Origin of the sequence: Pyrinomonas methylaliphatogenes (assembly GCF_000820845.2) — a bacterium.
In the GTDB taxonomy this organism is placed as follows: Bacteria; Acidobacteriota; Blastocatellia; order Pyrinomonadales; family Pyrinomonadaceae; genus Pyrinomonas; species Pyrinomonas methylaliphatogenes.
Window position 1 is genome coordinate 213,696 of record NZ_CBXV010000006.1, and the last position, 25,291, is coordinate 238,986.

The following is a 25,291-nucleotide window of genomic DNA, read 5'->3' on the forward strand; positions in this document are numbered from 1 at the left end:
CAAGACGACCATGAGCATAGCGCTACGAGTCGAGGGCGTCTCCAAGCAATATCGCATTTACGACCGACCGAGCGATCGGCTGAAAGAGACGCTGACGCGCGGTCTATTGAAGCGCCATCGTGAATTTTGGGCGCTGCGCGACGTCTCCTTCGAGGTCGAGCGCGGGACGACCGTCGGGATCATCGGGCCGAACGGCTGCGGCAAATCGACTCTTCTTCAGATCATCGCCGGCACGCTCGAGCCGACTCATGGGCGCGTTTGGCGGGATGGGCGCGTCTCCGCGCTGCTGGAACTCGGCGCCGGTTTCAACCCGGAGTTCACCGGAATCGAGAACATCTTCATGAGCGCGGCGCTGATGGGCTTTTCGCGCGCCGAGACGGAGCGCCTGCTTCCAGCCATCGAACGCTTCGCCGAGATAGGCGATTTCATCCATCAACCGGTCAAGACCTATTCGAGCGGCATGTACGTGCGCCTGGCCTTCGCCGTCGCCGTCAGCGTCGATCCGCAGATCCTGCTCGTCGATGAAGCGCTGGCCGTCGGCGACGCCATCTTTCAACACCGCTGCATGCGCCGCATCCGCGAGATGCAAGAACGCGGCACGACGATCCTCTTCGTCTCTCATGATCCAGCCGCCGTCCGTCACCTTTGCTCACGCGCTATCCTGCTGAACGACGGTAAGATTATGGCCGACGGTGACCCACGAGAGACGCTCAGCGTATACAGGCGGCTCATTTTAGATCGCGAGGAACATTACGACAGCGATCAAACCGATCGCGACTCGATCGCAGCAGCCAGCTTCTCTTCCCCCTCGCTTCGATACGTGCGTCGGCACGGCGACGGAAGCGCCCAGATAATAAACTTGGAGGTGCTTAACTCAGCTCACGTTCCAGTCACTGTCGTAGAAACTGGCGAGGAGATCTTGATCCGAGCGCACGTCCACTTCAATCGCGATATAGTCAAACCCGTATTCGGGTTTATCATCATCAATCGCCACGGCGTTCACGTTTATGGCACGAATACTGAACAGCAAGGGACCGATCTGCACCTAGTGCGCCAAGGTAGCATCGTAGAAGTCACGTTCTCCTTTAACTGCTGGCTCGGAACGGATATCTACTCGATCTCATTCGCTGTACACAGTAGCGCCCTTTCCGCCAAACCTACGGCATATGACTGGGTTGATGGGGCAGCATTTATCCGCATCACAAGCCCGATTCTGATCGAAGGATTGGTGAACCTAAACGCTACTGCGACGGCACGCGTGATCAGCAGTACGAATCATTTGCAGGCGGAGCAGCGATGTCTGAAAACAATTTAAGTGATCGAGAAATGAGCTCGCACACGCGTGTGGGTGAACGCGACGCGCTTGATCCAGAAAGCGAATTCAATGAGCTTCTGCTTTGTCTAGAAACGGCTCGGCGTGCTCATGATCAGCTTCCGCCGCTCACCACTTATCGGCATGGTTGGTTGGCACGTTTCGAGATCTGGTTAAAGAGGAAATCCAAGAAACTCACGCACTGGTATATCTGGGAACAGATCAATTTCAATTCGGCGCTTTGCGAGGCTCTGGCGCGGATCTCGAGGCTCCTCTACGATCAGGAGCAGCGTCTGGCCCACTTGCAAAGAATTTTTCCCTTAAAGCAACGCATCAACACCCATGAGGCCGCAGATGTTCCGCGAGACACAGCGCCCAATAAAAGATGGGAAGAATTAGAACGGGCGATTGGCGAGCGAGATTCGCGCTTTGAAATGTTCCGAGAGGAAAGCAGAGTCCACCTCAAACAGATTTCGCTCGAAATACTAGAGCTACACTCTTCCATCAGCGCCCTTCGCGAACAGATCTTCAAACTAGCGCAGGAACTGGAAGAGTTAAAGGCGAATTCGCTCGAGAATTTGAAGAGGCAATGAATTCCCTCGAAATGTATAAATCGCTCGGGATAGAGGACGTCCCTAGCTTCTACTACAAGCGAGTCTTCACCGGAGGCGTCCTCGATGCTCGTTACTTTGACGCTGTCGACCGTTTCAGCATGCGCTTTGCCCGCACCATGTGGGTTTATAACAACGTGCGCCGCGGCGCGTCGGTGCTCGATTTAGGTTGCGGCGAGGGTCAATTGGCCCTTCTTCGCCGCAAAGGCGTATATATAGCCGGAGTAGACCTCTCTCCCCAATTGGTCGAAATAGCGCGCCGGAACGGGTACGATGCCGTATGCGTTGCCTCCCTTCATGCGCTGCCTTTTGCTGATCACTCCTTCGATTATGTGGTAAGTCTCGATGTGCTTGGTCACATCGCGCCAGAAGAGAAACCAGAGGTACTCAAAGAGATCAAGCGCGTCCTGCGCCCTCGAGGGGTGACCATGCACGGCATAGAGTGCCTTAATCCGACCTTGCATGTAAGACGGGACTCCCCAAACTACAAAGACTTCGTCAATATAGATGGCCATATAGGCCTCGAAGAGGAAGAGATCACGGCGGCTAGATTCAAATGTCTGTTCGCCAACGTTCAATGGGAACCACGATACACTCTATGCTTGAGTTGCGAAGAGATAATCAAACAGGCCGAGCGATATGGGATGCGATTTGACGAAGATTTACTTGTGCATCTGCGCAGCCTCTCTTATAAAGAGAGGCGCGCTTTTGATCTGGCGATGGGATATGTTTTCAATAAAGTTTCAGAGCTAAATCTGAAGCTCCCCTCGAACGGCTTATACATGCTGCTTAAGGCATCTGATGCGCCTTTAGGCCCATTTTATGACGAGCACAAAGACGAATCCCTTCTAACGGCAGAGCGTGCGTCAGGGCGCTCCTTTTGTCTCGACCGCAGTGGCGCAGCGCAGTTCGATGCGGGCTGGTATGCAGCTAACTACTTGCCGCCCGTCGCCCGCTGGATGAGCGACCGGGCGACGGTTCATTTCAGTGCGGAGCGTATATCTAAGATACGCATGGATTTGACTACTCACCTGCCGGATCTCGACGCGCGACCGATGGGATTACAATTTAGATTGAATGGCGAACTGATCTGTGCTTTTTCTCTCTGTCGCTATGGGTGGCTTGAGCTAGAGATGGATGTTCCCGAGCGCATCAGCGAAAATGGCCGAAACGGCAAACACTCCCTTGAGATAAGGGCAAATCAGACCTGGAAACCGAGCGATTACGCTGAGGTGAACGATGACAGAGATCTTTCGATCGCCGTCTGTAACATCGAAGTCTTCACTTAAAGCTCCCGGCGAGATTGCGGGATCGATTCTTCAGCTCATTCATAACCGGCTTAGCGCAAGAGGATGAGGTCTTCGATGGAACTCGCTCCGTACTGATCGGTAAATTTTAACCTTTATCTAGGGTCCACGATAATGAATCGAAGGCTCTGCCTTACCCCAATACTTCCTTACACTCTCGCAGCGGTCTTGAGCATCTTAGCCCTCATCTTGGTCCTACGCTTATGGCGCGCTGATCTTCACGTCCCCTTAGCCTATTTCGGCGACGCCATCTACTACTCGGCGCTCATCAAAACCATGACGGAAACGGGATGGATATTACACAACGATCGTCTCGGGATGCCGCTCGGATCAGACTTCCACGATTTTCCATCCGCAGATATATTCAACATTTTCTTGCTCAAGCTTCTGTCTTACCTCATTCACGACCCAATCATCCTCTTCAATCTCTTCTACTTGGCCACATATCCTTTAGCCGCCATCTCTTCGCTTTTCGTCCTAAAACGTTTCGGAATATCCAATGCAACTGCGATATGCCTATCGATTCTTTACGCTTTCATTCCATTCCATTTTTTGAGTGGATGCGGCCATATGTTTCTCTCCTCTTACTATATGGTCCCCTTAGCTGTGATGATCGCTTTGTGGATCGCGATGGGAGAGGGCGCGCGCGTTGGACTACGCAACCGAAAAGCCATCTTCAGCATCGTCTTCTGCCTCATTCTTGGAACGAGCGGCATCTTCTATTATCCATTCTTCGCTTGCTTCTTCTTCCTCATCGCCGGAATATCGGCGACCATCTCGAGCAAAAACCTTCGCCCGTTGCTCACCGCTGCCGCTCTCATTCTGCTCGTCCTGACATCGTTGACCATTAGCCTGTTGCCTCAAATCGCCTACTTGAAGCGCAATGGCGATGTGCGAGCGGCTCGCCGAACAGCCGTGGAAGCAGAAATCTATGGACTGAAGCCCGTGCAGATGATCCTGCCTGTAACCGGGCACCGGATATCGAAGCTGGCGGAACTAAAACGTAAATATAATGCTGCTCCTCTTTCACAAGAGAACGATTTTGCATCCATCGGCACCGCTAGCACGATTGGCTTCCTATTTCTTATCGGCTGGGGGCTCTTCTTCCGCCCGAATTCGACTGAGCGAAAGTTCCAAGTGCTCGATAAGCTCGGCTTATTCAATCTCGCAGCGGTACTTTTAGCAACCGTTGGTGGATTCGGCTCATTGTTCGCACTGCTCATCTCGCCGCAGATAAGGGTTTATCACCGAATATGCGTCTTCATCGCCTTCTTCTCACTCTTTGCGTTAGCGCTCTTCATCGAAATGCATGCCAAGCCGCGGTTCTTCTCGAAAAAGAAGAATTCGATCTTCCACGCATTTCTAATCACCATCACTATCCTCGGCTTACTCGACCAAACGACCGATGGGTTCATACCGACCTACGAACAAGATCAGCGAGAAGAAAGAAGCTATCGAGCCTTCATCAATGAAATAGAACGCCGAATGCCGTTTCACGCGATGATTTTTCAATTACCATATATGCCTTTCCCCGGCTCGCCGCCAATCAACCAAATGCAAGATTCAGATCACTTCAAAGCTTATCTCTTATCTAGGACGTTGCGTTGGAGCTACGGAGCGATCAAAGATCGTCCGGCTGATCTCTGGCAACGGCAAGTGGTAACACTGCCAGTTGAGCGTTTCATCGAAGAGCTATGCGTTGCCGGATTCTCTGGGATTCTCATCAACCGAACTGGCTATGCCGACCATGGAGCGGCTATTGAAGCTCAACTAAGCTCCTTTCTCGGTCCTCCGCTGGCGAGCGATGACGATAAGCTTTCTTTCTTCAGCTTGCTCGACTACAAGACGAAGCTAAAGGGTCAGATCCCAGATGTTCTGTGGCAAAAGAGGGAAGACTCAATACTGCATCCGATCAAACTCATCTGGGAAGATGGATTCTCAAATTTAGAGGGAACGCCGGAGAATAACTGGCGATGGTGTTCTTCACAGGGCCGACTTCAGATTCGCAACGATCAACCTCGAGCGAGAGAGATCGTCATCGAAATGGAACTAAGCACCGGATACGGGGAAGCTTCCGATATATGGATCAATGGTCTATCGTTGAACGACCACCTGCGTATAAATGCGGACGAGACTCGATACGTGCGCCGAATCGTCGTCCCTCCGGGCACGCATTACTTGGAATTCTCCTGCAATGCGCCGTTAGTAAGAGCGCCGCGCGATGCGCGCGATTTGGTTTTTAAGGCAGGCAACTTTAAACTGACTGAAATCGTTCAATGACTCGAGCAGGCTTTGGAAACATCTCCGAGGATTCGAAGATGTGCGAAGTTGCGGCGCAACGCTCCAGACCGATTCTGGCGATCGTCGTCCCTTGTTATAACGAAGCCCCCTTGATCGTCGATACCGCCCGAAAGTTGGTGGAAATACTAGAAGAACTCTCCTCACATGGGGAGATAGATAACCAAAGCTTCATCTACTTTGTAGATGACGGCAGCCAAGATGAAACTTGGCTGAAGATATGCCATCTGCATCAAATGAATCCGCAGAAGATCAAAGGATTAAAGCTGGCCCGCAATTTCGGCAGTCAAAGCGCAATTTTGGCCGGAATCCTAAGCGTTCGCGAGCGGGCTCATTGTGCCATCACGATCGACGCGGATCTGCAACAGGATGAACGCGCCATCCCGCTTTTTTTAAAATCTTACAAGCGCGGCGCAGAGATCGTCTTCGGCGTGCGGTGCGATCGCAGCGCCGATTCTTTTTGGAAAAAGTCGACGGCTTTGATCTTTTATAAATGCATGAAGGCGATGGGCGTAAGGATTATAGAGAATCACGCTGACTACAGATTGATCTCACGCAAAGTAATCGATTCGCTGGCCGAGTTCCGCGAGTACAACCTATTCTTGCGCGGCATATTCGCCGACCTTGGATTTAAAACTGAAACAGTTTACTTCAAAGCTGGAAGACGCCAAATTGGCGAGACGAAGTTCTCTTTCAAGAAGATGGCATCGCTCGCCTTGAACGGCATCACATCTTTTAGCGTCATGCCACTAAGGTTGATCTCTATCCTAGGAGCAGGGATTTTCATATTTAGTTGTGTGATGTCAATCTGGATCCTTTTTAAGGCCCTTTTTGGTAAGGTCGTACCCGGTTGGGCCTCAACGCTGATTCCCATATACATCCTTGGCGGTTTGCAGATAATGTTGCTGGGGATTTTGGGAGAATATATCGGGCGCATCTATAAAGAAGTCAAGGCGCGTCCCCGCTTCATCAAAGATATAGAACTATTTTGAACCGCAGAAACAAAGTGCACCCGCCCAACTGAAACCAAGACCTCCAAGAGCTATTCGAGTTAGCCACCAAAACCCCTTAGACGAACGATAATCTCCCAGAGGCCATCTAAAGAATGGCAAAAAGCCGAGGGAACTTTGGCCGAAAAGAAGCTTTAAGCGATAGCTTCTAATCGCAACTTTGAACGGCGACCTTGACTACTCCAATTGCACGCTGTGTATAGCGATGCCCAACTCCCGCTCATCGTCCGTCCCCAATTCTCGTTTAGGTATCCAGCCCCTTGAAATCAGCAACTTAAAGCATGCCTCTCCCAATGTTTCATCACCTTCCAACTCGAAGGTGATCTTGCTCCATCCCGCCCAAGAGATCTCCTTCTCCCCGACGACGCGATCGTTAAGCAAAAGTTTGATGACGACCGGCAGGGTCTGAACATCAGGGTGATTGCAAAGGGCGTGTATCGAAAGCCTCTTGAATGGTCCCTTAGGCTTGAGGAATATTTCTGCTTCCCTACCGGTCCACCGGTAGCAGAAGTCGTGCCTTTCTCTTTCATACCAACCGCGCCCAAGATGTCCCATCTCATTGACCCCCATGACTATTCCTGGATAGAGGACGTTTTTGTATTCATCCATGAGCACATACAACTCTGATGGGAAACCTGTGCATCTCTCCCCTTTTGGTTGAGCGAGAGCGAAGATCGTGTCTCGCCATGCGGGGGGACAGAGCCAGCGGGTCAAGGCCGAATCGCTATATACATCGCAGAGGTCCAGCCTCTCAATTTCAAATCCATTAACGCGCAACAGGTTTCTCAACTCATCGGCTGTATATTCGCGATTATGCCGCCCGTAAATGCCATTGCCGTGGTAACGGTCATACACATTGCGCCCAAACAATAAAGCTAGCAGATTCTCCCGGCGCATGACGTTCGGCGTAGTCAACAATAAGTATCCTTCGGGTTTTAAGGTGCGATGTATTTCAGAGAGCATATGGCTCGGGTTGATCAGCAAATGCTCCAGCAACTCGCAACAGAGGACTAGATCATAAGTGTCGTCATCGAACGGTAAGACGTCTCTTTCGAGGTTCAACGAGAGATTCTTGAACACGAACTTCTCCCCATACTTACGGCTCTCTACGAGATGTTGCTCCACCTGCGCCCTTTCCACCTCGTAGAAACTAACGGTGTCAACCTGCAACCCATAATAACGCTTCAATAAAATGGTCAAATAGTAGGGTATCGCGCCGAGTTCGAGGACTTGTGCAGCATCGGTAAGCGGCGGTAAATAATCCAATGTCTTGAGGAGTCTTCTGATGTGAGTTTCAACGTACCACTCCCCCTCTTGGGGATTGCCGACATATTTCTCGAAGAAGTCGAAGCTCTTCAGATAGCTCTTCATCTCTTCCATATCCCGGTTTAACAACTCCTAACTCACCTCCGCATCCTTGGAATAGGTAATTTAAACCGGTCTTGGACGGGATAAACGACTGCCGAATTATTAGAGCTAATCTCGGCCCGAGAAGAGTATATTGACAACATTCTTCTCCATAAGTATACTTGGCGCAAGTGGGCAAGCCCCGCCCGCTATTAAAGCCGCGACAAACGCGCACAATTCCTCACCTGAAAAGTAGCATCTCATAGCTAACTCGATCAATCTTTGTAAGTATGGAGCTGGTCTTAGAGATGAAAAGGTGGCACTTGATTATCTTGTTCACGCTCTCCATCCTAGCCACGGCACAGGCCCAAAATCCGCCGACGCTTCAAATAGTGAGTGAGGATTCTAACTTGCCCGCCGAGCTTCGTTATGGGAGCTTGAAGGTCAGGCCCGTCCGTTTGCGGCCCGGAACTAACATTCCCGTAACGATCGACGATCCTGATTTCTTCGTTTTCCAACATTACGTCGACTTTCTCGGGCGGGTGCCTGACGCGCCGGGATTAGCGCATTGGACGAGAGAGATAACGATGTGCTCAGACCCAGCTAATCGGCGCCCTGGGGAGACTGTGGAAAGCTGTGTCGATAGGAAGAGAGAGAATACAAGTGCCGCTTTCTTCCTCTCAGCTGAATTTCAGAACACTGGCTACTTCGTCTATCGCCTTTACAAAGGCACTTTAGGCAGGATGCCAAGATATGACGAATTTATCCCAGAGATGCGCCAAGTGGCGCGAGGCATCGTCGTCGACAATAGACTCTCGCCCGATGTGATCAATTCCAACCGCATGAACTATGCGATGCAATTCGTTAACAGGGCTGATTTCAAGGCCATTTACGATGGTCTATCGAACGAGCAGTTCGTCGATCGGCTTTTCTCTACTACGGGGATCACGCCGACTTCCGATGAGCGAACGGCGTTGATCGATGGGCTCAATTCCGGGGCGGAGACCCGCGGCAGCGTCGTTTTCAAAGTTATCGACGGATCCCAGTTTCTACCGAACGGACAGATGGCATTCCAAACGAGATATGGCAAAGCATTTTACGATAAAGAGTTCAACGCCGCCTTTGTTTTGATGGAATATTTCGGCTATCTGCGACGCGATCCGGACCAAGCCGGATATGACCACTGGTTAGGCAAGCTGAACAGATATGGCAATTTCGTTGATGCTCAGATGGTGCGCGCCTTTATCGTCTCACCTGAATATCGGTTAAGATTCTAATGCCCGCTCTATCCAAAAGCTTTGCGTTGCCGAATCAGGTCAGATCATCATCCCCTCTCGTGATCGGCTTGCCCCGCCGACTCTCGGGTTGACTTTATGGTTCATTCCCCAACATCACGCCAAGCCTCTCTCTTTTTGGCAACCGATTTCACCTCCTTCAACGCTTCCATATACACATCATAAGTCAGATGGGCCGTCTTCTCCCAAGTGAATAAGCTTGCACGTCTTAGTCCAACGGTGGATAAAGACCGCCTTTTACTCTCATCTTTTAGCAATATCGAAATCCCCTCCGATAAGGCTCGAACATCCATCGGATCAATGACCAGCGCAGCTTCTCCTACAGTCTCCAGAATCGCACTATTGCGGCCAGCGATTACGGGAGCGCCACACGACATCGCCTCTAACAAAGGCAATCCGAATCCCTCATACAGCGAGGGATAGATGAAGATCCGGCAAGCTGAATACAAAGCGCGTAGTTCTTCGTCTGACACGTAACCTAACCATTTGACCGTCCCCCTCTCTTTCAGTATTTCTAATCTCTGGCAAAACTCACCCATCATCCAACCGTAACGCCCGGCGATCACCAATTGTAAATCCTCATCTTTATCTCCGCTTACCAAAAGCTCAAACGCATCGAGGAGCCGCGACAAATTCTTGCGCGGTTCAATCGTACCAACGAAAAGGACATAGTTCTTCTTGAGCTGAAACCTCTGTAGCAAACGAAACGCCTCTTTTGAGGGCATGGGGGTGAAGCATTTGCGCGGAGCTTCCGGTATGATGGCTATCCTCTCGGAGCTCACTTTAAGATAGGAAGTGATTTCGCGTTTCACCGCACTCGTAGGCACGATGATGTAAGTAGCGGATTTGATCATCAGGGGCAGTCGCCAGCGAGCGCGGCTAACGACGTGTGGACGATGCGTTTGCGGATAGAGAAGAGTCGACAGATCATGCACTGTTAGCACGCGCGCCCCGCGAAAGAAGAAAGGCAGATCGAAGTTGGTCCCGTGGAACAACGCGGCTTCGCTTCTAGCCAAGTATAGAGGAAGCCCCACCGCCCACCAGTGTTTGGTTAAGCGGTTGACCCTCGCCTCTGTGAGAAGCAAATTGTCGGGTTTCATACCAGCACATTTGATGGGTTCTGTAAATGGGAGCGGGGAGACGACTTCCACTAAATCATCGACAGAGCTAGTCGCCAAAGCATATGCGAGTTCGTACGTGTAACGCCCCACTCCCGTCAACGGCTCGGTCAGCGGCAATCCATCGAGAACCAATCTCATGCCCAACGCGTTGCCTTCAATCTTTCACCTCACCGGTTTGACTTCACAGCTTGGGCAAAGATAATTTACCCCGATTGATAACGCAAATGCGGAGCTTCTTTTGGCGTGGAATGTCCCAAATTCGGAGTCGATAAGCTTAAAGAAGAGATTCTTCTGGCAGTGAAGAAAGGGAGGCGGGGGCTACCTGTCGACGATGCCATCCCTACCCCCTCGAATGAGGGCATGTTGCGCCTCTCTCGCCTCAAGACCGGATTCGATCACCTTCTCGAAAGGAAAGATTCTTATAAGCTCGATGATTTAACCCAGTTCTATGGAACATCTTTCCTTAGAAATTCTTACCGGGCTCTTCTCGGAAGAGAGCCTGATGAGGAGGGGCAAAAAGGTTATCTTGAGGCGCTACGGACTGGGAAGATAAACAAGGTGGACGTGCTAGCGAGGCTGAATTTCTCCGCTGAAGGTCAGCTCCAAAGAGTCCGCGTCCACGGGTTATGGGGGCGAGCGCTCATCAGAAAATTTGAACGCATCCCTCTCTTTGGCTATCTCATTCGGCTAATTACCAGCACCCTGAGGCTCCCCAAGTTAAGCCAAGAACTACAGAAACTCGAATTCTTCTTTTCCGAGCAGATCATCTCGATCACTAACTATCTCAATCAAGGGGTTGATGAGAGCGCTAATTTTCGATCCGCTTTAAAAGCACGCCTCGAAAGACTCGAGGCCGATCGGCAGAGACTGGAAGGAGAAGTGGCGCAACTACAACGGAAGTTAAATTCGGTTTGTGAGACATCGGAGGTCTTGCGAAGCGAACTCTACCGCTTAGAACAGAGTCTTGACCGACTGAGATCCGCAATCGAAGATGAACGCACGGAACGAAGAGAGTTGACTGATCATATAAATTCGATCATCGCTCGCTTCGAGCAAATCCAGCGGGGGATGTTTTCACAGTTGCGCGAAGAACTAGAGAATCGAATGACCGAGATGAGATCTCAAATCCAGCGATTTCGCACTGAACTGACCGAGCGCGATAACATCTTGGCGACGCGACTGAGGGACACGTCACGGAAGCGAGAAAAACAGCCAACGTCTGCACCTCAAACCGCCGCCCCATTCTATACGGCACTCACCGATCGATTCCGCGGTAGCACCGCCGAAATCAGAAGAAGATGCCAATACTATCTGCCATATGTCCAGAGCGCGCCATCGATTACTGAGGCAACGCCCCTGATAGATCTGGGATGCGGGCGTGGCGAATGGCTTTCACTGCTGCATGAAAGAGGCATCAAGGCGATCGGGGTTGATACTAATCCGACCTTCGTTGACCGCTGCCGTGCGGCCGGACTTCAGGTAGCTGAGGGAGACGCGCTTAAATACCTATCTACTCTGCCCGCTGCAGGGGTTGGGGCTATCACCGCTTTTCATCTTTTCGAACACTTATCGCTTGATGAACTGCTTGCCTTGATGTCCGAGATCATTCGCGTCCTTCGGCCCGGCGGTTTTCTCCTAATCGAAACGCCTAATCCGGAGAACGTCCTAGTGAGTAGCAACTACTTTTATCTTGATCCGACCCATCGGCATCCGATTCCGCCCCAGCTTATGCACTTGATCTTCGAATGGCACGGATTGGATCGCATCGAAACACACTATCTCCACCCTTGGGAATCAGCGAAATTCCACTCCGGGGGGGAAGCCGAAGCGCGTTTGAACGAACTTCTCTACGGGCCGATGGATTACGCACTGATCGGTTGGAAAGTCTGAAAAATGAGGATAGTCATTGCCACAACCCAGATCCCCTTCGTATATGGAGGAGCCGAGGTACACGCCGCGGAGCTTTGCTCAGTTTTGAGGAAGCATGGGCATGAAGCTGAGATCGTCACCATACCATTCAAATGGTATCCGCCAGAGAAGATTCTCGATCACGTATTAGCATGCCGTCTGCTGGATCTGACCGAAACCAACGGGTTGCCCATCGATCTACTGATCGGGCTTCGGTTTCCTGCCTATCTCATCGAGCATCCCAACAAAGTGCTCTGGATATTGCATCAACATAGGTCTGCCTACGAGCTTTGGGATCATGAGCTAAGCGACATGGTCCACTATCCTAACGCTCTGTCCATAAGAGACGCTATCAGAGAGATAGACAGACATTTCATCAAACAAGCCAAGGCCGTCTTCGCCAATTCTCGCAATGTGGCCAATCGGTTAGAGAGATTCTGCGGCATCAAAGCCACGCCTTTATACCATCCACCGCGCAATGCAGAGAAGTTCTACTCAGCCGACGCAGAAGATTTCTTCTTTTTTCCGAGCAGACTGTGTCGCCCCAAACGACAAGAACTAGTGCTCAGGGCAATGGCGTTGACTCGACATCCCGTTAAAGTGCGCTTCGCCGGTGTAGCGGATCATCCGCTTTACGGGGAGGAGTTACAAAATCTATCTCGGAGCCTAGGCGTATCGGATCGCGCCACTTGGCTAGGGCACATCTCGGAAGAAGAGAAAATAGTCAATTACGCTCACGCCCTCGCGATCATATATCCGCCCATCGATGAAGATTACGGCTACGTCACTTTAGAGGCGATGCTCGCAGCCAAACCGGTCATCACCTGCTCAGATTCAGGCGGACCATTGGAATTCGTCTCAGACGGAGAGACGGGGTTGATCGTTGAACCGACGCCTGAATCATTGGCTGCGGCGCTCGATCTGCTATGGGAGGATCGAGTTAGAGCGCGACTTCTTGGGGAGCGAGGGCGAGCAAGATATACTGCTTTGGGTATTTCATGGGATAAGGTTCTCAGCTCACTCCTGTCATGAAGATAAATTGGTTCTCGCCGCTACCCCCAGCACGTACAGACATTGCATCCTATACCAAACTCCTTCTTCCATTCCTTTGTGAACAAGCCGAAGTCTCACTGTGGACGGATCAAAAGGAGGTCGATCCCGACGTCGCTAAACATGCCAGAATACAACGTTTCTCCGATCTACCAGACTGGCCCACGCTCAATCGAGCGGATATAACTTTTTACAATATGGGCAACAACTACGCCTTTCACGGCTCGACGTGGCGCGTGAGCCAGAAGCATCAGGGCATCGTGATACTTCACGACCTGTGCTTTCATCACTTCTTCGAGACCATGTATCGCTCAGCGCTCATGGATGAAGAAAGCTATATTGAGTTAATGCAAGAAGAGTATGGCGAACAAGGGCGGGCCGACGCGTTAAGATTTCTCGCGCATCCGTCCAAATTGATCAATTTCATGGCCGAACGTTATCCGTTAACGGAGCGCATAGTTTCAAATGCTTATGGCCTCCTAGTTCATACAACCGAAGCTAGGCGTGCGCTCGAAAAAGAAGGCAGATGGTATATCGCTCAAGCCCCTTTGCCTTTTCCAACGAAGAAGCGTTCACATCCCCTGAGGATTGACACCCCTCCCTTCAACCTTATCATTTTCGGATACCTGGGCCGCAATCGACGTCTGCCGCAATTTCTCGAAGCCTTTGCCACATTTCCCGAGAAAGAGAAGTTTCGCTTGAAAATTTATGGTCAGGTCGAAGAAGAGACCACCGTTCGGAATCAGATCGAGAAACTTGGCCTCGATTCGCTCGTGAGCCTTAAAGGCTTTGTCTCGGAGGGAGAATTGGAGGCTGCGCTCGATGCAGCTCACCTGGCGATAAATCTCCGGTATCCAACTATGGGCGAAGTTTCAGGGAGCCAGTTGCGCATCTGGGATCACGCTCTTCCCTCGCTCGTGACGCGCGTCGGATGGTATGCAACCATACCTGAAACGATCGTCGCCCACGTTGATCCACAAAATGAAATTACAGACATTCATAACCATCTCAGATCTTTTTTGCGCAACCCGCGACATTTTGCCGAGATGGGCCTCAGGGGACGCGCGTTTCTAGAAAGCGCGCATCGCCCGGAAGACTATGTCAAAATATTGTTCGATCTAGCCGCAGAAGTCACCAAAAGTCGCGCTTGGTTCAATGCCTTCAAGCTCGCCAGCAGAGTCGGAGCGGAACTTTCGTGCATCACCAATCTGACGCTTCTCGATAAGATTGCCGAAAAAGCGGCCCAACAGATAACTGAAGTCTTCGCTGGAGAAACCTGTAGATCTCGTCGCAACCGCCTTTAAGTGCCCCGCCATAAAGAGCCGGCTCTTAGCTCCCAAGGCGCCCCCCCATGATGCTTACTCTCCTCATGAACAAGCTCTCAACCGCTCGACCTTGCTTTCATCCGCAGCCCACGCGGTCATGGCGCTCCGAAGCGCGATCGATATTCCGGCGAAACGATGAAGGCGCGGACCATCTGTGCGTCTATGAAGTTCCCGTAGGTGTTTAATTTAGTCAGCCAATAGTTATAACCCGCTGGGTCAGGATCCCGCCTCAGGTAACCGAAGTACTGCATCAAGACGAAGGCGTTGTTGAACTCTTTCCGATAGAAAAACTGTCCATAAGAAGTTAGAAATTGCATCGTCCCATCAGGCAAAAAGGTAGTGCCGTCGATTATTTGGTACACGACTTGTCCGCGAGTCATTGCACCCGTATTCAGCGCATTGATCAACGCAGCGCGCTCGTCCGACGAAGCGTTGTACGTGATATTCGTAAAGAGCGTATTGACAAAAGTTTCGTTCGACATGGCATCGTATCGAGCTTTGAACTCCGGCCTCGTCACCCACTGCTCCGCAAAAGCCCTTTTGTTGGCATTGATCTGATCGGCAAAGAGCCGATTATCGACGACGATGCCCTGCGCTACTTGCCTGACATCAGCCATGAACTCCTCATAGTATGGCATACGTCCCAACGTTCCCTTGTAAAATCGGTAAACGAAATAGCCGGTGTTCTGAAACTCTAGGGACAAGAAGAAAGCTCCGCTAGTATTCTCTCGCTTGCGATCAACGCACATCGCCTCGGTCTCATTCGGGCGGCGATTGCTCGGATCGGCGCACATAGTGATCTCATTTGTCCAGTGATCCCATCCAGGTCCATCGGGCTCACGGCTAAGGAAATCTACGTAATGCCATCGAACGAACGTCCGCGCATCATCTATCGGGTTAGGTGGTGGCGGAGTTGAACTGACGGCGAAGGGAAAGATCAACACTATCCCCCCGCGTCCCTTTATAATGAGGTTATAGTTGCCCGGATTGAGCTTGCCGAGTTCATAAATGCGAGCAGTGGAAGTTGTCACTTGCACAGATGAGTTGATGTGACACTCGATGTACAAATCCAAGGTGAAATCGCTATTTGATGAACGAGCCAGCGACTCCCAAGCGACCCTCCCCTCATACCCAGGGAAGACGAGCTTTACGTAGATGGATGTGACTCCGTTTAACTCCCAATATCTAATCTCCAACTGATTGGGCAACAGATCTATAGCCTCCCACTGTGGGAGAGAATAGGGCGGCGGAGGAGGGCTAGGGGTCGGGATCGGAGTTGGCGTTGGAGTCGGAGCGACGACCGCGCTGATGGCGGCTGCAGCATTCAGTTTCCCATAACCGAAACGCGCATCCCAAGTTGACGATCCGGTAAATTGATCGCGAATCGCGGTATTGCGGATAATATCCTTGATCTGTCCGCTAGTTAAGCTCGAGTTTGCTTGCAACAATAGAGCGACAACGCCTGTGACAACCGGCGTTGACATGCTTGTGCCAGCGGCGCCCGCATGGTAACTATCACCTGGCGCTGGGTTGCTCGCGCCGAAGTTCGAATCCCCTGACTTCGATGAGTAGAGGAAATAACCGGGCGCGCTGATCTCCGGTTTCGGTCTGCCGTCTGCCGTCGGCCCAGGGCTGGTGAACGGCGCCGCGCTCCCGATCGGATAGACCGATGAACGCGAGACGAAAGCACCAACTGTGATCGCCCCGCGCGCCGTTCCCGGAGAGCTCACTCGCTTCGAACCATCGACGTAGGTGAGGAACCGACCGCCCCCCAACCAGGCGTCGAACTGCCCGCCGGATCGCACGTCATCGCCGCGCAGCGTTATCGTCCAACTTGAGCCAAGATTTTTGGCGCTATCGCTGAAGACGATGAAGATATTGTTCTGATCATTGGTCGGATCGCTATCGCCTTTATCGTCCGTCGCGTTGTAGATCCTGATATACGGATCGCCCGCCGCACCGTTGATGAATCCGCTTGGGTTATAAGGGACTGGCCCGACGATCACGCCATCGGGGCGCGTCACCTTGACCGTCATCCGATCATCCTTCGCGTAATAAAGCTCGAGGAAACGCGGCGAGTCGCCCCCGGCATCAACCTGCAACTGGATCTCGGCGCCCAATGGGACGCCGCCGCTCGCGTGTATATCTTCATCGCCCTCATTACCCGCCGCTACACAGATGGCGCGTCCCGGCCCACCGCTGACGATCTCATCGATCACGCGCTCATCAGGGTTGGTCCCATCATGCGGCCCCTGGTGGCCGCCGAGACTCAGATTGATGACAAAGGGCTCGCCCAACTCCATCGCCTTCTGCTGAATGAAGCGCATCGCGTTGATGATATCCGTCGTGCGAAAGCCATCGCTCCCATCTTCCTTGCGATTAGCCTTGACGACGATGAGATCGGCTTCCGGAGCCATCCCGGCATACAATCCAGGATTCGGACCAGCGAGCCCGTTTCCCGCAGCGGTGCCGGCGACATGAGTGCCGTGTCCATTACGGTCACGCTCGAGCACATTGCCGCCCCCTTGCAAAGCGGCGTTGATCTCCGCTTCGGTATAGAGTCTTCCGATCGGCGTCGTCCCACCGGGAAGGACGTAATTCCAACCAGGATCGGTCGTCCCTCCGCCGTAGACCGTCATATCGAGCAAAGCTTTTATGCGCGTGCGCTGCCCGTTGCTGCCCGGGATGGTGAAATCCGGATGGCGGAAATCGATCCCCGTATCTATGATCCCAACGATGACCCCGCGTCCGGTCTGCGAGACGATTCGCTGCCCAGCGCTATTGTCGAGTTGAACGGCTTTGCGCGCCAGATCGTTGAGCGGTTTATAGACGGCTGCGGCAGAGATCTTGCGCACCGACGAGAGCGCGGCCAATTCGGGCAGCCGTTCGACGTCGGTTTCCACCGTAGCCACATCGCCAATTTGCGCCCCGATCTCAAATCCCGATCTCTTCAACTCCTCAGCGCTTCTCGACTTCAAGCGCACGGCGACGCTTACGCGCACTCGTCCGCTGACATCTCGCTCGATGGCCGCGACGTCCCTGAGCCGCTCCGTCTCTCCGTTGAAGAAGCGTCCTCTGACGCGGTCTTCGTTCGCCGCGCGTCGCACGATCTTCAGCAACTTGTCCGACTTTTTAGCGAAGGCCGTCTCCGGATCGGCGGCTTCATCCTGTCGTGCGGCGATGCCGAGCGGCGGGAGGGAAGCGAAGATCAGGAAAAGGGCGAGCGAAGAAGTGCCGACGACTCTAACGCTTCGCTTCGTTCGGGGATCGATTTTCAGAAGACGAGGCGGCATCGCTTACCTCCTCCACAAGATGGATCGGGATCAGCTTGGATGAGATTCTCAGTCAAAGACCGATGACGACGCCAGTCGATTGCAGAGGCTGAGGTCCGCGTGCGGTCATCGCGCGGCTTTCGCCGCGCAGATTATAACGCACATCCCGCAGGTGACGGCAATATTTTCGTCGACCCTTTCCCGCCTGCCCCTAACTGGACAACTGAAAGCTGTCTGAATAGACTGAAATTTCCATCATAAGCTCGCTGTCGCTACTGAGGATCTGACCTCTACTGACGAGCGCGGCTCGAAACGAGCCTTAGATCCGTAAAACGTCAAGATCGCGGCGAGCAAACGCTCGAGAATCTTCGCAAGAATGGGAGTCGATGAAGTCCTATGCCGATGTCCGCTACTCAAATACGTCGTGGGATGATCATCGTCTTTGACGGTGACCCTTGCAAGGTCTTGGATTTTCGCCACCACACGCCCGGCAACCTGCGCGCGATGGTGCAAACGAAGATGAAGAACCTGCGCACCGGCGTCACGTTCGAGCATCGTTTTCGTTCTGCCGATACAATCGAGCGCGCGATCCTCGAAGAGCATGAGATGGAATTCCTCTACTCGGACGGATCGCAATATCACTTCATGAACACGGAAAATTACGAGCAGATCGCGCTCAGCGAAGAGGACCTAGGGGATGCGGTCCAATGGTTGACTCCGGGCCTACGCATTCAGGTTGAGTTCTACAACGGCGAGCCGATCGGCATCAAGCTGCCGCCATCACTCGAGCTGACGGTCATCCAGACCGAGCCAACGATCAAAGGGGCCACCGTCTCGAACGTCAACAAACCCGCAGTGCTCGAAAACGGCGTGACGATCCAAGTGCCGCCGTTCATCAACGAGGGCGATCGCATACGCGTCGATCCGACCGAAGGCCGCTATATCGAGCGCGTCAAGTGAACGGACGATCTGTCTTTAGCTTAAGACTCCGCGGCGCCCGGTGGACTCATTTTTGGATCGATTCGCCGAAATCATGTACCTCCTCTACAGCGTCATCTTCACGCTAGGCATTCTCTTCTACTTGCCATCCCTTCTGTGGAGGTCATTGCGCCGTGGGAAGGAGATGGGCGATTGGCGCGAGCGATTGGGCTGCCTCTCGCCAGTGAGAGGCGGGCCAGTCATTTGGGTCCACTGCGTTTCGGTAGGAGAGACGCGCGCGGCTCAACCCTTAATCCGCGCTCTTCGCCAACGCTATCCCGATCACGCGATCGTCATTTCGACGATCACTCCGACCGGACAGCGGCTCGCGCGCGCTCTCTTTCAAAAAGAGGCCGCCGCGGTCTTCTACTTTCCGTTCGACTGGGCGTTCTCCGTGCGCCGCGCGCTCCGCACCATCGCGCCGCGTTTGGTCATAATCATGGAGACGGAGCTTTGGCCGCGCTTCTTGCGCGAGTGTCGAAGGCGCGGAATCCCAACGGCGCTCGTCAATGGAAGACTTTCGGGACGTTCCTTCAAACGCTATATGCGCGCCCGCTTCCTCTTCCGCCGAGTCGCCAACGATCTGGCGCTCGCCATCATGCAGACCGAATCCGATGCGGCGAGGATTCGCGCCATTGGATTACCTCGAGCGCGCGTGCGCGTTTCCGGCAACCTCAAGTTTGACCTTGAATCGCACGGCGACGCATCCCCGCTCGCCCAAGAGTTAGATTCGCGTTTCGCGCTCAGCGCGACTGATCTGATCATCGCGGCGAGCACACACGATCCGGAGGAGCGCATCGCGCTCGAAGCGTTCAAAATGGTCCGGCAGCAAATGCGGCGCTTGCGGCTGATACTCGCGCCTCGCCATCCGGAAAGAGGCGGCGAGATCGCCGCGCTCCTCGAAGGATCTGGTTTCAGTTGGACGCGGCGCACCCTGCCGCCCGCAGATAAGGACCGTGATGTGGATTGCATCCTTCTCGACACGATCGGCGAGCTACAAGCGCTCTACCCGTTCGCGACGATCGTCTTCGTCGGCGGCAGCATCGCGCCGATCGGCGGGCATAACATACTCGAACCGGCGGCGGTGGGCCGGTGCATCGTCATCGGCCCGCATACGTTCAACTTTCAAGCCATCGTGCGCGCTTTCGTCGCCGAAGGGGCGATCCTACAGCTGCCGATCGTGGCCGATGCTCAGATGAGCGTCGAGCTAGCGCGAACGTTCATCGCTCTTTTGACCGATGATCTGCGCCGCCAACAAATAGGCGCGCGCGCGCAAGCTCTTTTTGCGCGCAACCGCGGCGCAACCGAACGCACGATCGACGCGCTCGAACCGCTTCTGAGCGGATAGCGCGAAGTTCCATCAAGCGGCGATCTCTATCGTCCCAGAAGACGCAAGCGGTATACTGCCCTTATGTTTGCGCTCGCCCCCTTCAGCCTGCTTTACGGAGCGATCGTCCGCGGGCGCACAGCCCTTTACCGCGCAGGCGTTTTGCGCACCCATCGCATCGATGTCCCGGTCGTTAGCATCGGCAATATCACGACCGGCGGCACAGGTAAGACTCCTCTCGTCATCTGGGTGGCCCGAGCGATGGCTAACGAAGGCCATCGCCCATGCATCCTCACGCGCGGTTATGGACGCCGATCCGCTAACAGGCGAGTTCTGGTCTCCGATGGCGAAACGATCTTCGCCGATGCGCTCACTGGCGGAGATGAACCTTTGCTTCTCGCCGAGAAACTGCGCGGGAAAGCCGCAGTCATTAGCGATCGGGATCGCGTCGCGGCAGCGCAATGGGCCAGGGAGAATCTAGCGATCGATCTCTTCATCCTCGACGACGGATTCCAACATCTTCGCCTCGCGCGCGATCTTGACATCGTAACGCTCGATGCCAGTAACGCTTGGGGTAACGGGCTGCTACCCTACGGGCGAAGACGTGAACCGCTCAGTTCGCTCGCGCGAGCCGATTGCCTGATCATCACGCGAGCTGAACAAGCTCATGATCCAGAGAGGCTGCGCGAAGAAGCGAAGCGCTTCGGCAAAGACCGACCGATCCACCTCGCCTACACGCGAACTGTAGGCGCGCGCGCGCTCGATTCCGCCCTCCAGACTGGACCGACTTCAGATTGGCGAGACCGACAACCGTTCGCGGCCTTCTGCGCGCTCGGCAACCCGGGGGCCTTCTTCTCACATCTTCGCCGCGAAGGCCTCGCTTTGACTTTGACTTGCGCTTTCGCAGACCACCACATCTACACGCAACAGGAGATCGACCGACTCACTGAATTGGCGATAAAAAGCGGCGCACGCGCACTCATCACTACGGAAAAGGACGCGGTCAAGCTCCGCGCGTTGCGTTTCGACATCCCATGCTTTGTCCTCGAAATCGAGGTCGAGATCGAAAGAGCAGAAGATCTACGCGCGATATTGAATGATGCCACATGTCATCGTAGGAAAGCGAACCAATCAGCTCGCGGCACAGGCTGAAGAGATAAGCCAATCTCCTGAGCGGTCTCGCGCCCCGTGAGGGTAAATATAGCTCATTTTGATAAAATGGGCCGCTAACTTTCAGTGTCGCCTGATGGAGCAAAGGCTTTTAGGCCCCGCTGATCAATGCGGGTAATTTACGCGAGCTGCTTCGACGCAATCCCTTCAAAGCCATGCGCCGGCGGCGCCGCGCTGGTATAACGCTCGTGTGATTTTGTAAGGCAATCAATGATCATCGTTAAAGGACTACAGAAGATTTACAAGCAGAAACGAAACGGTCGTCTGGTCGCGGAGATCAAAGCCGTCGATGGCATCGATTTCGAGGTCGCTCGCGGCGAGTTCTTCGGCCTGCTCGGGCCAAACGGCGCTGGGAAGACGACGACCATCGGCATCTTGACGACGCGCGTGTTGCCGACCGGCGGGATCGCGCTGATCGATGGCATAGACGTGATGCGCGATCCTGTCGCCGTCAAACGGCGCATCGGAGTCGTCCCGCAAGCGAACAACCTCGACCGCAGCTTGACCGGGCGCGAGAACCTATTGTTTCATGCCGAATACTTCGGCATCGACAAGCGCACGCGCGAAAGGCGTGCTGCCGAACTACTGGATCTTTTCCAGTTGAGCGAGCGCGCTGATGAGAAGGTCAGCGTCTATTCCGGAGGGATGGCGCAACGGTTGAAGATCGCACGGGCTTTGATGCACGATCCGGCGATCCTTTTCCTCGATGAGCCGACGACCGGATTGGACCCACAATCGCGCCACGCGCTCTGGCAAATGTTGTTCGAGCTGAACGCCAGAGGGCAAACGATCTTTCTGACGACCCATTATATGGAGGAGGCCGATCGCCTCTGTCAACGTGTGGCGATCATGGACCACGGTAAGTTGATCGCGCTCGACACGCCAAGCAACCTCAAGCGGAGCGTGCCCGGCGGATACCTCATCGAGTTGCGCGTGCGCGCAGCTGAGGAACTGCTTTCCTCTCTCTCCACGGCTTTACGCAAGCTGCCTAACGTAGTCGATGTGCATTCCATGGATGGACTGATCCGCTTGTATGCCAATAGATCTGAAGGGCTGCTCGCCGACGCAGTTCGGCTGGCGAACGAGCGCGGCGTCCTGATCACGGATGCGCACGTCGCTGAACCGAGCTTGGAGACGCTGTTCTTGCATCTTACCGGACGCAGTTTGAGAGAGTGACAACCTTCGACTTGTTGATTGCGTAACTTGTGCCCTGAACTTTTGGGATATTGAGTCCGAAGCGCGAGATTTGAAACGATTCGACCGTCGGATGAAGAGGATATGAACTTGACGACGATGATAGCCCTTCTGCATCGCGATCTGCATGTCGCGCGGCGCGAGCTGGGGAGCTTTTTGCTGCGCGTCGTATTGCAACCGCTACTGTTCACCTTCATCTTCGGTTTCGTCATGCCGCGTCAAGGCCTAGTCGCACAAAGCTACAGGAGCCTACTGTTGCCCGGCATTGTGGCCTTGAGCATGACGCTATCTGGGATGCAAGCGGTGGCGCTGCCCCTTGTGATCGACTTCGGTTGGACGAAGGAGATCGAAGATCGGCTGCTCGCGCCGATCAGCATCCGCGGAGTTGCTTTGGAGAAGATCATGGTCGGCATGATTCAAGCGATCGTCGCCGGGTTACTGGTTCTGCCGCTCGCCTGGTTTATTATGGGACGCCAAGCTGAGTTATGGTTTGCGGCGCATCCGGCGCGTTTGATCATCGTCGCAGCGTTGACGAGTTGGTTGTTCGCCGCGTTCGGGTTGTTTCTCGGGACGGCGACCGAACCGCAACACATCGGCCTTATCTTCAACGTGCTGATCGGACCGATGATCTTTTTCGGATGCACATATTATCCATGGGCGACTTTGGCAACAGTCCGGTGGTTTCAAGTCTTAGTGCTGATCGATCCACTGGTTTACGCGAGCGAAGGGTTTCGCGCAGCGATGACGCCGCAGCTACCACACATGCCTTCGTGGCTGATCCTCTCCGGACTGATCGGCTTCTGCGCGCTTTTTACGCTGCTTGGGATACGCCAATTCGAGCGGCGCGCGGTCGATTGAGCGGGCCGGCTGAAAGCGCTCGAAAGATCTGTGCGTCGCGTCAAGCGGGCAAATGGAAATGGGCGGTTCAGAGAACCGCCCATATAATTTCGATTGGTGAGCCGTGGAGGACTCGAACCTCCGACCCGCTGGTTAAAAGCCAGCTGCTCTACCAACTGAGCTAACGGCCCACTATAGTTCGGAGGAGGTGCTTCATTGGTTATCTTTCCACATTCTACACAGCATGGGATTTTGAAGCAAGTGATGGGCGATCGAGGCACTCCCCGATCGCTCCAAAACAATGGCAGCGAAACTTCTCAATCCCTGACCAGATGACGCTCCATCTTCCCTTTCGCTGAAGGAATCACCGGGATCATGCTAACCGCGCCTTGCGCAGTTTAAGATAGGCTATGATGAAGAGAGCACCGAACATCAAATCAAGCAAACCCGCCGCAAGGATTTGAGCGCTCAGCCTGTCGCCAGTGAATAGCGTGATCATCGCCACACCGAAACTCAGCTTCTCAACGATCGCCGGAACCATCACGGGCCGGTAGCGCATCGGATCTCGCGAGATGATGATGAAAGCGAACTGCCACGCCGCCGCCACACCGATGAAACCATAGTAGTATTCAGGATGTGTGATCGGGGGCGGGAAATCGCGTCCGATTCTGGCTTCGAGAAAATATTGCGGAAGCAAGATAGCGAGGCCACATACGCCAGCGATCAAGTAAGTCAAACGCGCAAATCTCATCGCAGTATTCCGCTTGTTCACTTCAAACGCAACGAAATTGAGGTTTAGGCGTCCTCATCAGCTTAAATCGATTAAACGAGCCTGCGCTCGATACATGCTATCAGTTCCCATTCCCCAAAGATCCCAACTATCTCTTGGTCATCTCGACGGTCTGTCTGAAAGGCTCTTTCTCCATCTTCACATTTTCGCTAAAGACAACTAGTCCAACCCTTCCACGAAACCAATCCGCCAGCTCGGATAGATCGGCTGCCACTTTAGTTCGCCCTTCGCTTTCGTGTTGGCCCCGCCGCGGCTCTGGGTCATCATCATCACGCCACCTTCGCCGATGAACAGTCGAGCGAGCCAAACCGGCACTCTGCGCGGTGGCTTAGCGCCAAGGGCTTTTGCAAGATATGGAAGCCAGACGGATACAGGGGCCGGATCATCATCGACGATGTTGTAGATCCCAGGCGCACCGTTCGTGATGGCCGCGACGGTCGCGCGCGCAGCATCTTCGATGTGAACGAAAGACCAGATGCCAGCGCCGTCGCCGACGATCGGGAAGCGACGCTTGCGAATTAGATCGATGAACACGCCATCCTTTGCGATGGCCGTCCCCGGCCCGTAAAAAAGCCCGTAACGAAGCGCCAGCGCCTCGATATCCGCAGCTTCGCGCACGGCCATTTCGAGATGGCGGATCGCCGCCAGCGTCTCGCTGAAGCTTGTCGGTGGATTTGGATCAAGCGGATCATCTTCCGTCTTGACTGGTCCACCCTCACGCGCAAACGGCCAACCGCAGAAGCTCTGCGCGATGAAACGCCGCGCGCCGACAAGACGCGCGGCGGCAATCAGCGTATCGGTAACTTCGGTCCGGAAGCGATTGGTCAAAGCGAACTCTTCGTCGAACTTCCGGAAGTTCCCGGTCGCACCGGCGAGCGCTGTCAATTGATGGATGACCACCTCAGGCTTCGCCTTCTTGATTGCCGCAGTCAACTCCTCTTTGTCGAGCGGATTGGCGATGCTAATCTTCGCTCCCAGACGCTCAAGCTCTCTACCTTTCTCAGTGCTGCGCGTGAGCGCGACCACCTCAAATCCGTTTTTCAATAACAAAGGCACGAGGCGTTTACCGATCGCCCCTGTGCTCCCCGCAACAAACACTCTCATCTTACGCGCCCCTTGCGAGCGATTCGCGCTTCAAC

19 protein-coding genes and 1 tRNA gene are annotated in these 25,291 nt (G+C 53.8%); 14 read left to right on the forward strand and 6 right to left on the reverse strand.

The annotated features are described in order from the left end of the window. Positions 1-10 precede the first annotated feature (10 nt). The 5 genes from PYK22_RS17555 to PYK22_RS09200 all read left to right on the forward strand — a co-directional run bounded on the left by PYK22_RS17555 (position 11) and on the right by PYK22_RS09200 (position 6,520). Positions 11-1,315 carry an ABC transporter ATP-binding protein gene (locus PYK22_RS17555; protein ID WP_041976420.1) on the forward strand — a complete coding sequence of 435 codons (1,305 nt, stop codon included), beginning with the start codon at positions 11-13 and terminating at the stop codon, positions 1,313-1,315. Beyond that, complete coding sequence (locus tag PYK22_RS09185) at positions 1,297-1,905, forward strand: hypothetical protein (protein ID WP_157770784.1); 609 nt, start codon at positions 1,297-1,299, stop codon at positions 1,903-1,905. Before PYK22_RS17555 ends, PYK22_RS09185 begins: the two co-directional genes overlap by 19 nt. Then, positions 1,902-3,212 carry a class I SAM-dependent methyltransferase gene (locus PYK22_RS16670; RefSeq protein ID WP_060635512.1) on the forward strand — a complete coding sequence of 437 codons (1,311 nt, stop codon included), beginning with the start codon at positions 1,902-1,904 and terminating at the stop codon, positions 3,210-3,212. Before PYK22_RS09185 ends, PYK22_RS16670 begins: the two co-directional genes overlap by 4 nt. Before the next feature lie 294 nt (positions 3,213-3,506). Further along, the gene (locus PYK22_RS09195; protein WP_162199826.1) at positions 3,507-5,510 is read left to right on the forward strand and encodes a hypothetical protein; all 2,004 of its coding nucleotides are present in this window, start codon (positions 3,507-3,509) and stop codon (positions 5,508-5,510) included. Between the two features lie 38 nt (positions 5,511-5,548). Further along, the gene (locus PYK22_RS09200; protein ID WP_041976645.1) at positions 5,549-6,520 is read left to right on the forward strand and encodes a glycosyltransferase family 2 protein; all 972 of its coding nucleotides are present in this window, start codon (positions 5,549-5,551) and stop codon (positions 6,518-6,520) included. Positions 6,521-6,715: 195 nt separating this feature from the next. Here PYK22_RS09200 and PYK22_RS16675 read toward each other — a convergent pair whose 3' ends face one another. Continuing rightward, a complete protein-coding gene (locus tag PYK22_RS16675) occupies positions 6,716-7,909 on the reverse strand; it encodes a class I SAM-dependent methyltransferase (protein WP_157770786.1) in 1,194 nt (397 codons plus the stop codon). Between the two features lie 719 nt (positions 7,910-8,628). Between PYK22_RS16675 and PYK22_RS17560 the strand changes: the two genes are divergently transcribed. After that, entirely contained in the window at positions 8,629-9,162 is a 534-nt protein-coding gene (locus PYK22_RS17560) for a DUF4214 domain-containing protein (RefSeq protein ID WP_157770787.1), read from the forward strand. A 101-nt stretch (positions 9,163-9,263) separates the two neighbouring features. Here the strand turns inward: PYK22_RS17560 and PYK22_RS16680 are convergent, their stop codons facing one another. Continuing rightward, positions 9,264-10,439 carry a glycosyltransferase family 4 protein gene (locus PYK22_RS16680; protein ID WP_060635514.1) on the reverse strand — a complete coding sequence of 392 codons (1,176 nt, stop codon included), beginning with the start codon at positions 10,437-10,439 and terminating at the stop codon, positions 9,264-9,266. 105 nt (positions 10,440-10,544) lie between these two features. Between PYK22_RS16680 and PYK22_RS16685 the strand changes: the two genes are divergently transcribed. The 3 genes from PYK22_RS16685 to PYK22_RS09230 all read left to right on the forward strand — a co-directional run bounded on the left by PYK22_RS16685 (position 10,545) and on the right by PYK22_RS09230 (position 14,563). Further along, the gene (locus PYK22_RS16685) at positions 10,545-12,191 is read left to right on the forward strand and encodes a class I SAM-dependent methyltransferase (protein ID WP_157770789.1); all 1,647 of its coding nucleotides are present in this window, start codon (positions 10,545-10,547) and stop codon (positions 12,189-12,191) included. Positions 12,192-12,194: 3 nt separating this feature from the next. Then, positions 12,195-13,241: a glycosyltransferase family 4 protein gene (locus tag PYK22_RS09225; RefSeq protein ID WP_041976431.1), complete on the forward strand. Its 1,047-nt coding sequence runs from the start codon at positions 12,195-12,197 to the stop codon at positions 13,239-13,241. 215 nt (positions 13,242-13,456) lie between these two features. After that, complete coding sequence (locus tag PYK22_RS09230; RefSeq protein WP_060635516.1) at positions 13,457-14,563, forward strand: glycosyltransferase; 1,107 nt, start codon at positions 13,457-13,459, stop codon at positions 14,561-14,563. Between the two features lie 116 nt (positions 14,564-14,679). Here the strand turns inward: PYK22_RS09230 and PYK22_RS09235 are convergent, their stop codons facing one another. Continuing rightward, the gene (locus PYK22_RS09235) at positions 14,680-17,877 is read right to left on the reverse strand and encodes a S8 family serine peptidase (RefSeq protein ID WP_041976433.1); all 3,198 of its coding nucleotides are present in this window, start codon (positions 17,875-17,877) and stop codon (positions 14,680-14,682) included. 381 nt (positions 17,878-18,258) lie between these two features. On the opposite strand from PYK22_RS09235, the gene efp reads away from it, so the two are divergent. The 5 genes from efp (at position 18,259) to PYK22_RS09260 (ending at position 23,383) form a co-directional block, all read left to right on the forward strand. Beyond that, positions 18,259-18,816: an elongation factor P gene (efp, locus tag PYK22_RS09240; RefSeq protein ID WP_211197658.1), complete on the forward strand. Its 558-nt coding sequence runs from the start codon at positions 18,259-18,261 to the stop codon at positions 18,814-18,816. A 40-nt stretch (positions 18,817-18,856) separates the two neighbouring features. Then, positions 18,857-20,182, forward strand: coding sequence for a 3-deoxy-D-manno-octulosonic acid transferase (locus tag PYK22_RS09245; RefSeq protein ID WP_157770790.1), 1,326 nt, complete (start codon positions 18,857-18,859; stop codon positions 20,180-20,182). Positions 20,183-20,245: 63 nt separating this feature from the next. Continuing rightward, on the forward strand, positions 20,246-21,313 hold the full coding sequence (lpxK, locus tag PYK22_RS09250; protein WP_060635518.1) for a tetraacyldisaccharide 4'-kinase: 1,068 nt from the start codon (positions 20,246-20,248) through the stop codon (positions 21,311-21,313). A gap of 228 nt (positions 21,314-21,541) precedes the next feature. Beyond that, positions 21,542-22,507 carry a daunorubicin resistance protein DrrA family ABC transporter ATP-binding protein gene (locus tag PYK22_RS09255; protein ID WP_041976438.1) on the forward strand — a complete coding sequence of 322 codons (966 nt, stop codon included), beginning with the start codon at positions 21,542-21,544 and terminating at the stop codon, positions 22,505-22,507. 102 nt (positions 22,508-22,609) lie between these two features. Beyond that, positions 22,610-23,383 carry an ABC transporter permease gene (locus PYK22_RS09260; RefSeq protein ID WP_041976440.1) on the forward strand — a complete coding sequence of 258 codons (774 nt, stop codon included), beginning with the start codon at positions 22,610-22,612 and terminating at the stop codon, positions 23,381-23,383. 94 nt (positions 23,384-23,477) lie between these two features. On the opposite strand, the gene PYK22_RS09265 is transcribed toward PYK22_RS09260, so the two are convergent. From PYK22_RS09265 to PYK22_RS09275, 3 genes are all read right to left on the reverse strand, one after another. Continuing rightward, a tRNA-Lys gene (locus tag PYK22_RS09265) sits at positions 23,478-23,553 on the reverse strand. 182 nt (positions 23,554-23,735) lie between these two features. Continuing rightward, positions 23,736-24,113, reverse strand: a complete 378-nt coding sequence (locus PYK22_RS09270) for a hypothetical protein (protein WP_041976442.1) — start codon at positions 24,111-24,113, stop codon at positions 23,736-23,738. A 198-nt stretch (positions 24,114-24,311) separates the two neighbouring features. Then, positions 24,312-25,256, reverse strand: coding sequence for an NAD-dependent epimerase/dehydratase family protein (locus tag PYK22_RS09275; RefSeq protein WP_041976445.1), 945 nt, complete (start codon positions 25,254-25,256; stop codon positions 24,312-24,314). Positions 25,257-25,291 lie beyond the last annotated feature (35 nt).

Excerpts from the sequence above, each read along its gene's own strand:
- lpxK (WP_060635518.1), top strand. The coding sequence starts at position 20,246 with ATGTTTGCGCTCGCCCCCTTCAGCCTGCTTTACGGAGCGATCGTCCGC.
- PYK22_RS09200 (WP_041976645.1), top strand. The coding sequence starts at position 5,549 with ATGTGCGAAGTTGCGGCGCAACGCTCCAGACCGATTCTGGCGATCGTC.
- PYK22_RS16680 (WP_060635514.1), bottom strand. The coding sequence starts at position 10,439 with ATGAGATTGGTTCTCGATGGATTGCCGCTGACCGAGCCGTTGACGGGA.
- efp (WP_211197658.1), top strand. The coding sequence starts at position 18,259 with ATGTCCGCTACTCAAATACGTCGTGGGATGATCATCGTCTTTGACGGT.
- PYK22_RS09225 (WP_041976431.1), top strand. The coding sequence starts at position 12,195 with ATGAGGATAGTCATTGCCACAACCCAGATCCCCTTCGTATATGGAGGA.
- PYK22_RS17560 (WP_157770787.1), top strand. The coding sequence starts at position 8,629 with ATGCCAAGATATGACGAATTTATCCCAGAGATGCGCCAAGTGGCGCGA.
- PYK22_RS09195 (WP_162199826.1), top strand. The coding sequence starts at position 3,507 with ATGACGGAAACGGGATGGATATTACACAACGATCGTCTCGGGATGCCG.
- PYK22_RS09230 (WP_060635516.1), top strand. The coding sequence starts at position 13,457 with ATGGGCAACAACTACGCCTTTCACGGCTCGACGTGGCGCGTGAGCCAG.
- PYK22_RS16670 (WP_060635512.1), top strand. The coding sequence starts at position 1,902 with ATGAATTCCCTCGAAATGTATAAATCGCTCGGGATAGAGGACGTCCCT.
- PYK22_RS09185 (WP_157770784.1), top strand. The coding sequence starts at position 1,297 with ATGTCTGAAAACAATTTAAGTGATCGAGAAATGAGCTCGCACACGCGT.
- PYK22_RS09235 (WP_041976433.1), bottom strand. The coding sequence starts at position 17,877 with ATGCCGCCTCGTCTTCTGAAAATCGATCCCCGAACGAAGCGAAGCGTT.
- PYK22_RS09260 (WP_041976440.1), top strand. The coding sequence starts at position 22,610 with ATGAACTTGACGACGATGATAGCCCTTCTGCATCGCGATCTGCATGTC.
- PYK22_RS17555 (WP_041976420.1), top strand. The coding sequence starts at position 11 with ATGAGCATAGCGCTACGAGTCGAGGGCGTCTCCAAGCAATATCGCATT.
- PYK22_RS09275 (WP_041976445.1), bottom strand. The coding sequence starts at position 25,256 with ATGAGAGTGTTTGTTGCGGGGAGCACAGGGGCGATCGGTAAACGCCTC.
- PYK22_RS09270 (WP_041976442.1), bottom strand. The coding sequence starts at position 24,113 with ATGAGATTTGCGCGTTTGACTTACTTGATCGCTGGCGTATGTGGCCTC.
- PYK22_RS16675 (WP_157770786.1), bottom strand. The coding sequence starts at position 7,909 with ATGAAGAGCTATCTGAAGAGCTTCGACTTCTTCGAGAAATATGTCGGC.
- PYK22_RS09255 (WP_041976438.1), top strand. The coding sequence starts at position 21,542 with ATGATCATCGTTAAAGGACTACAGAAGATTTACAAGCAGAAACGAAAC.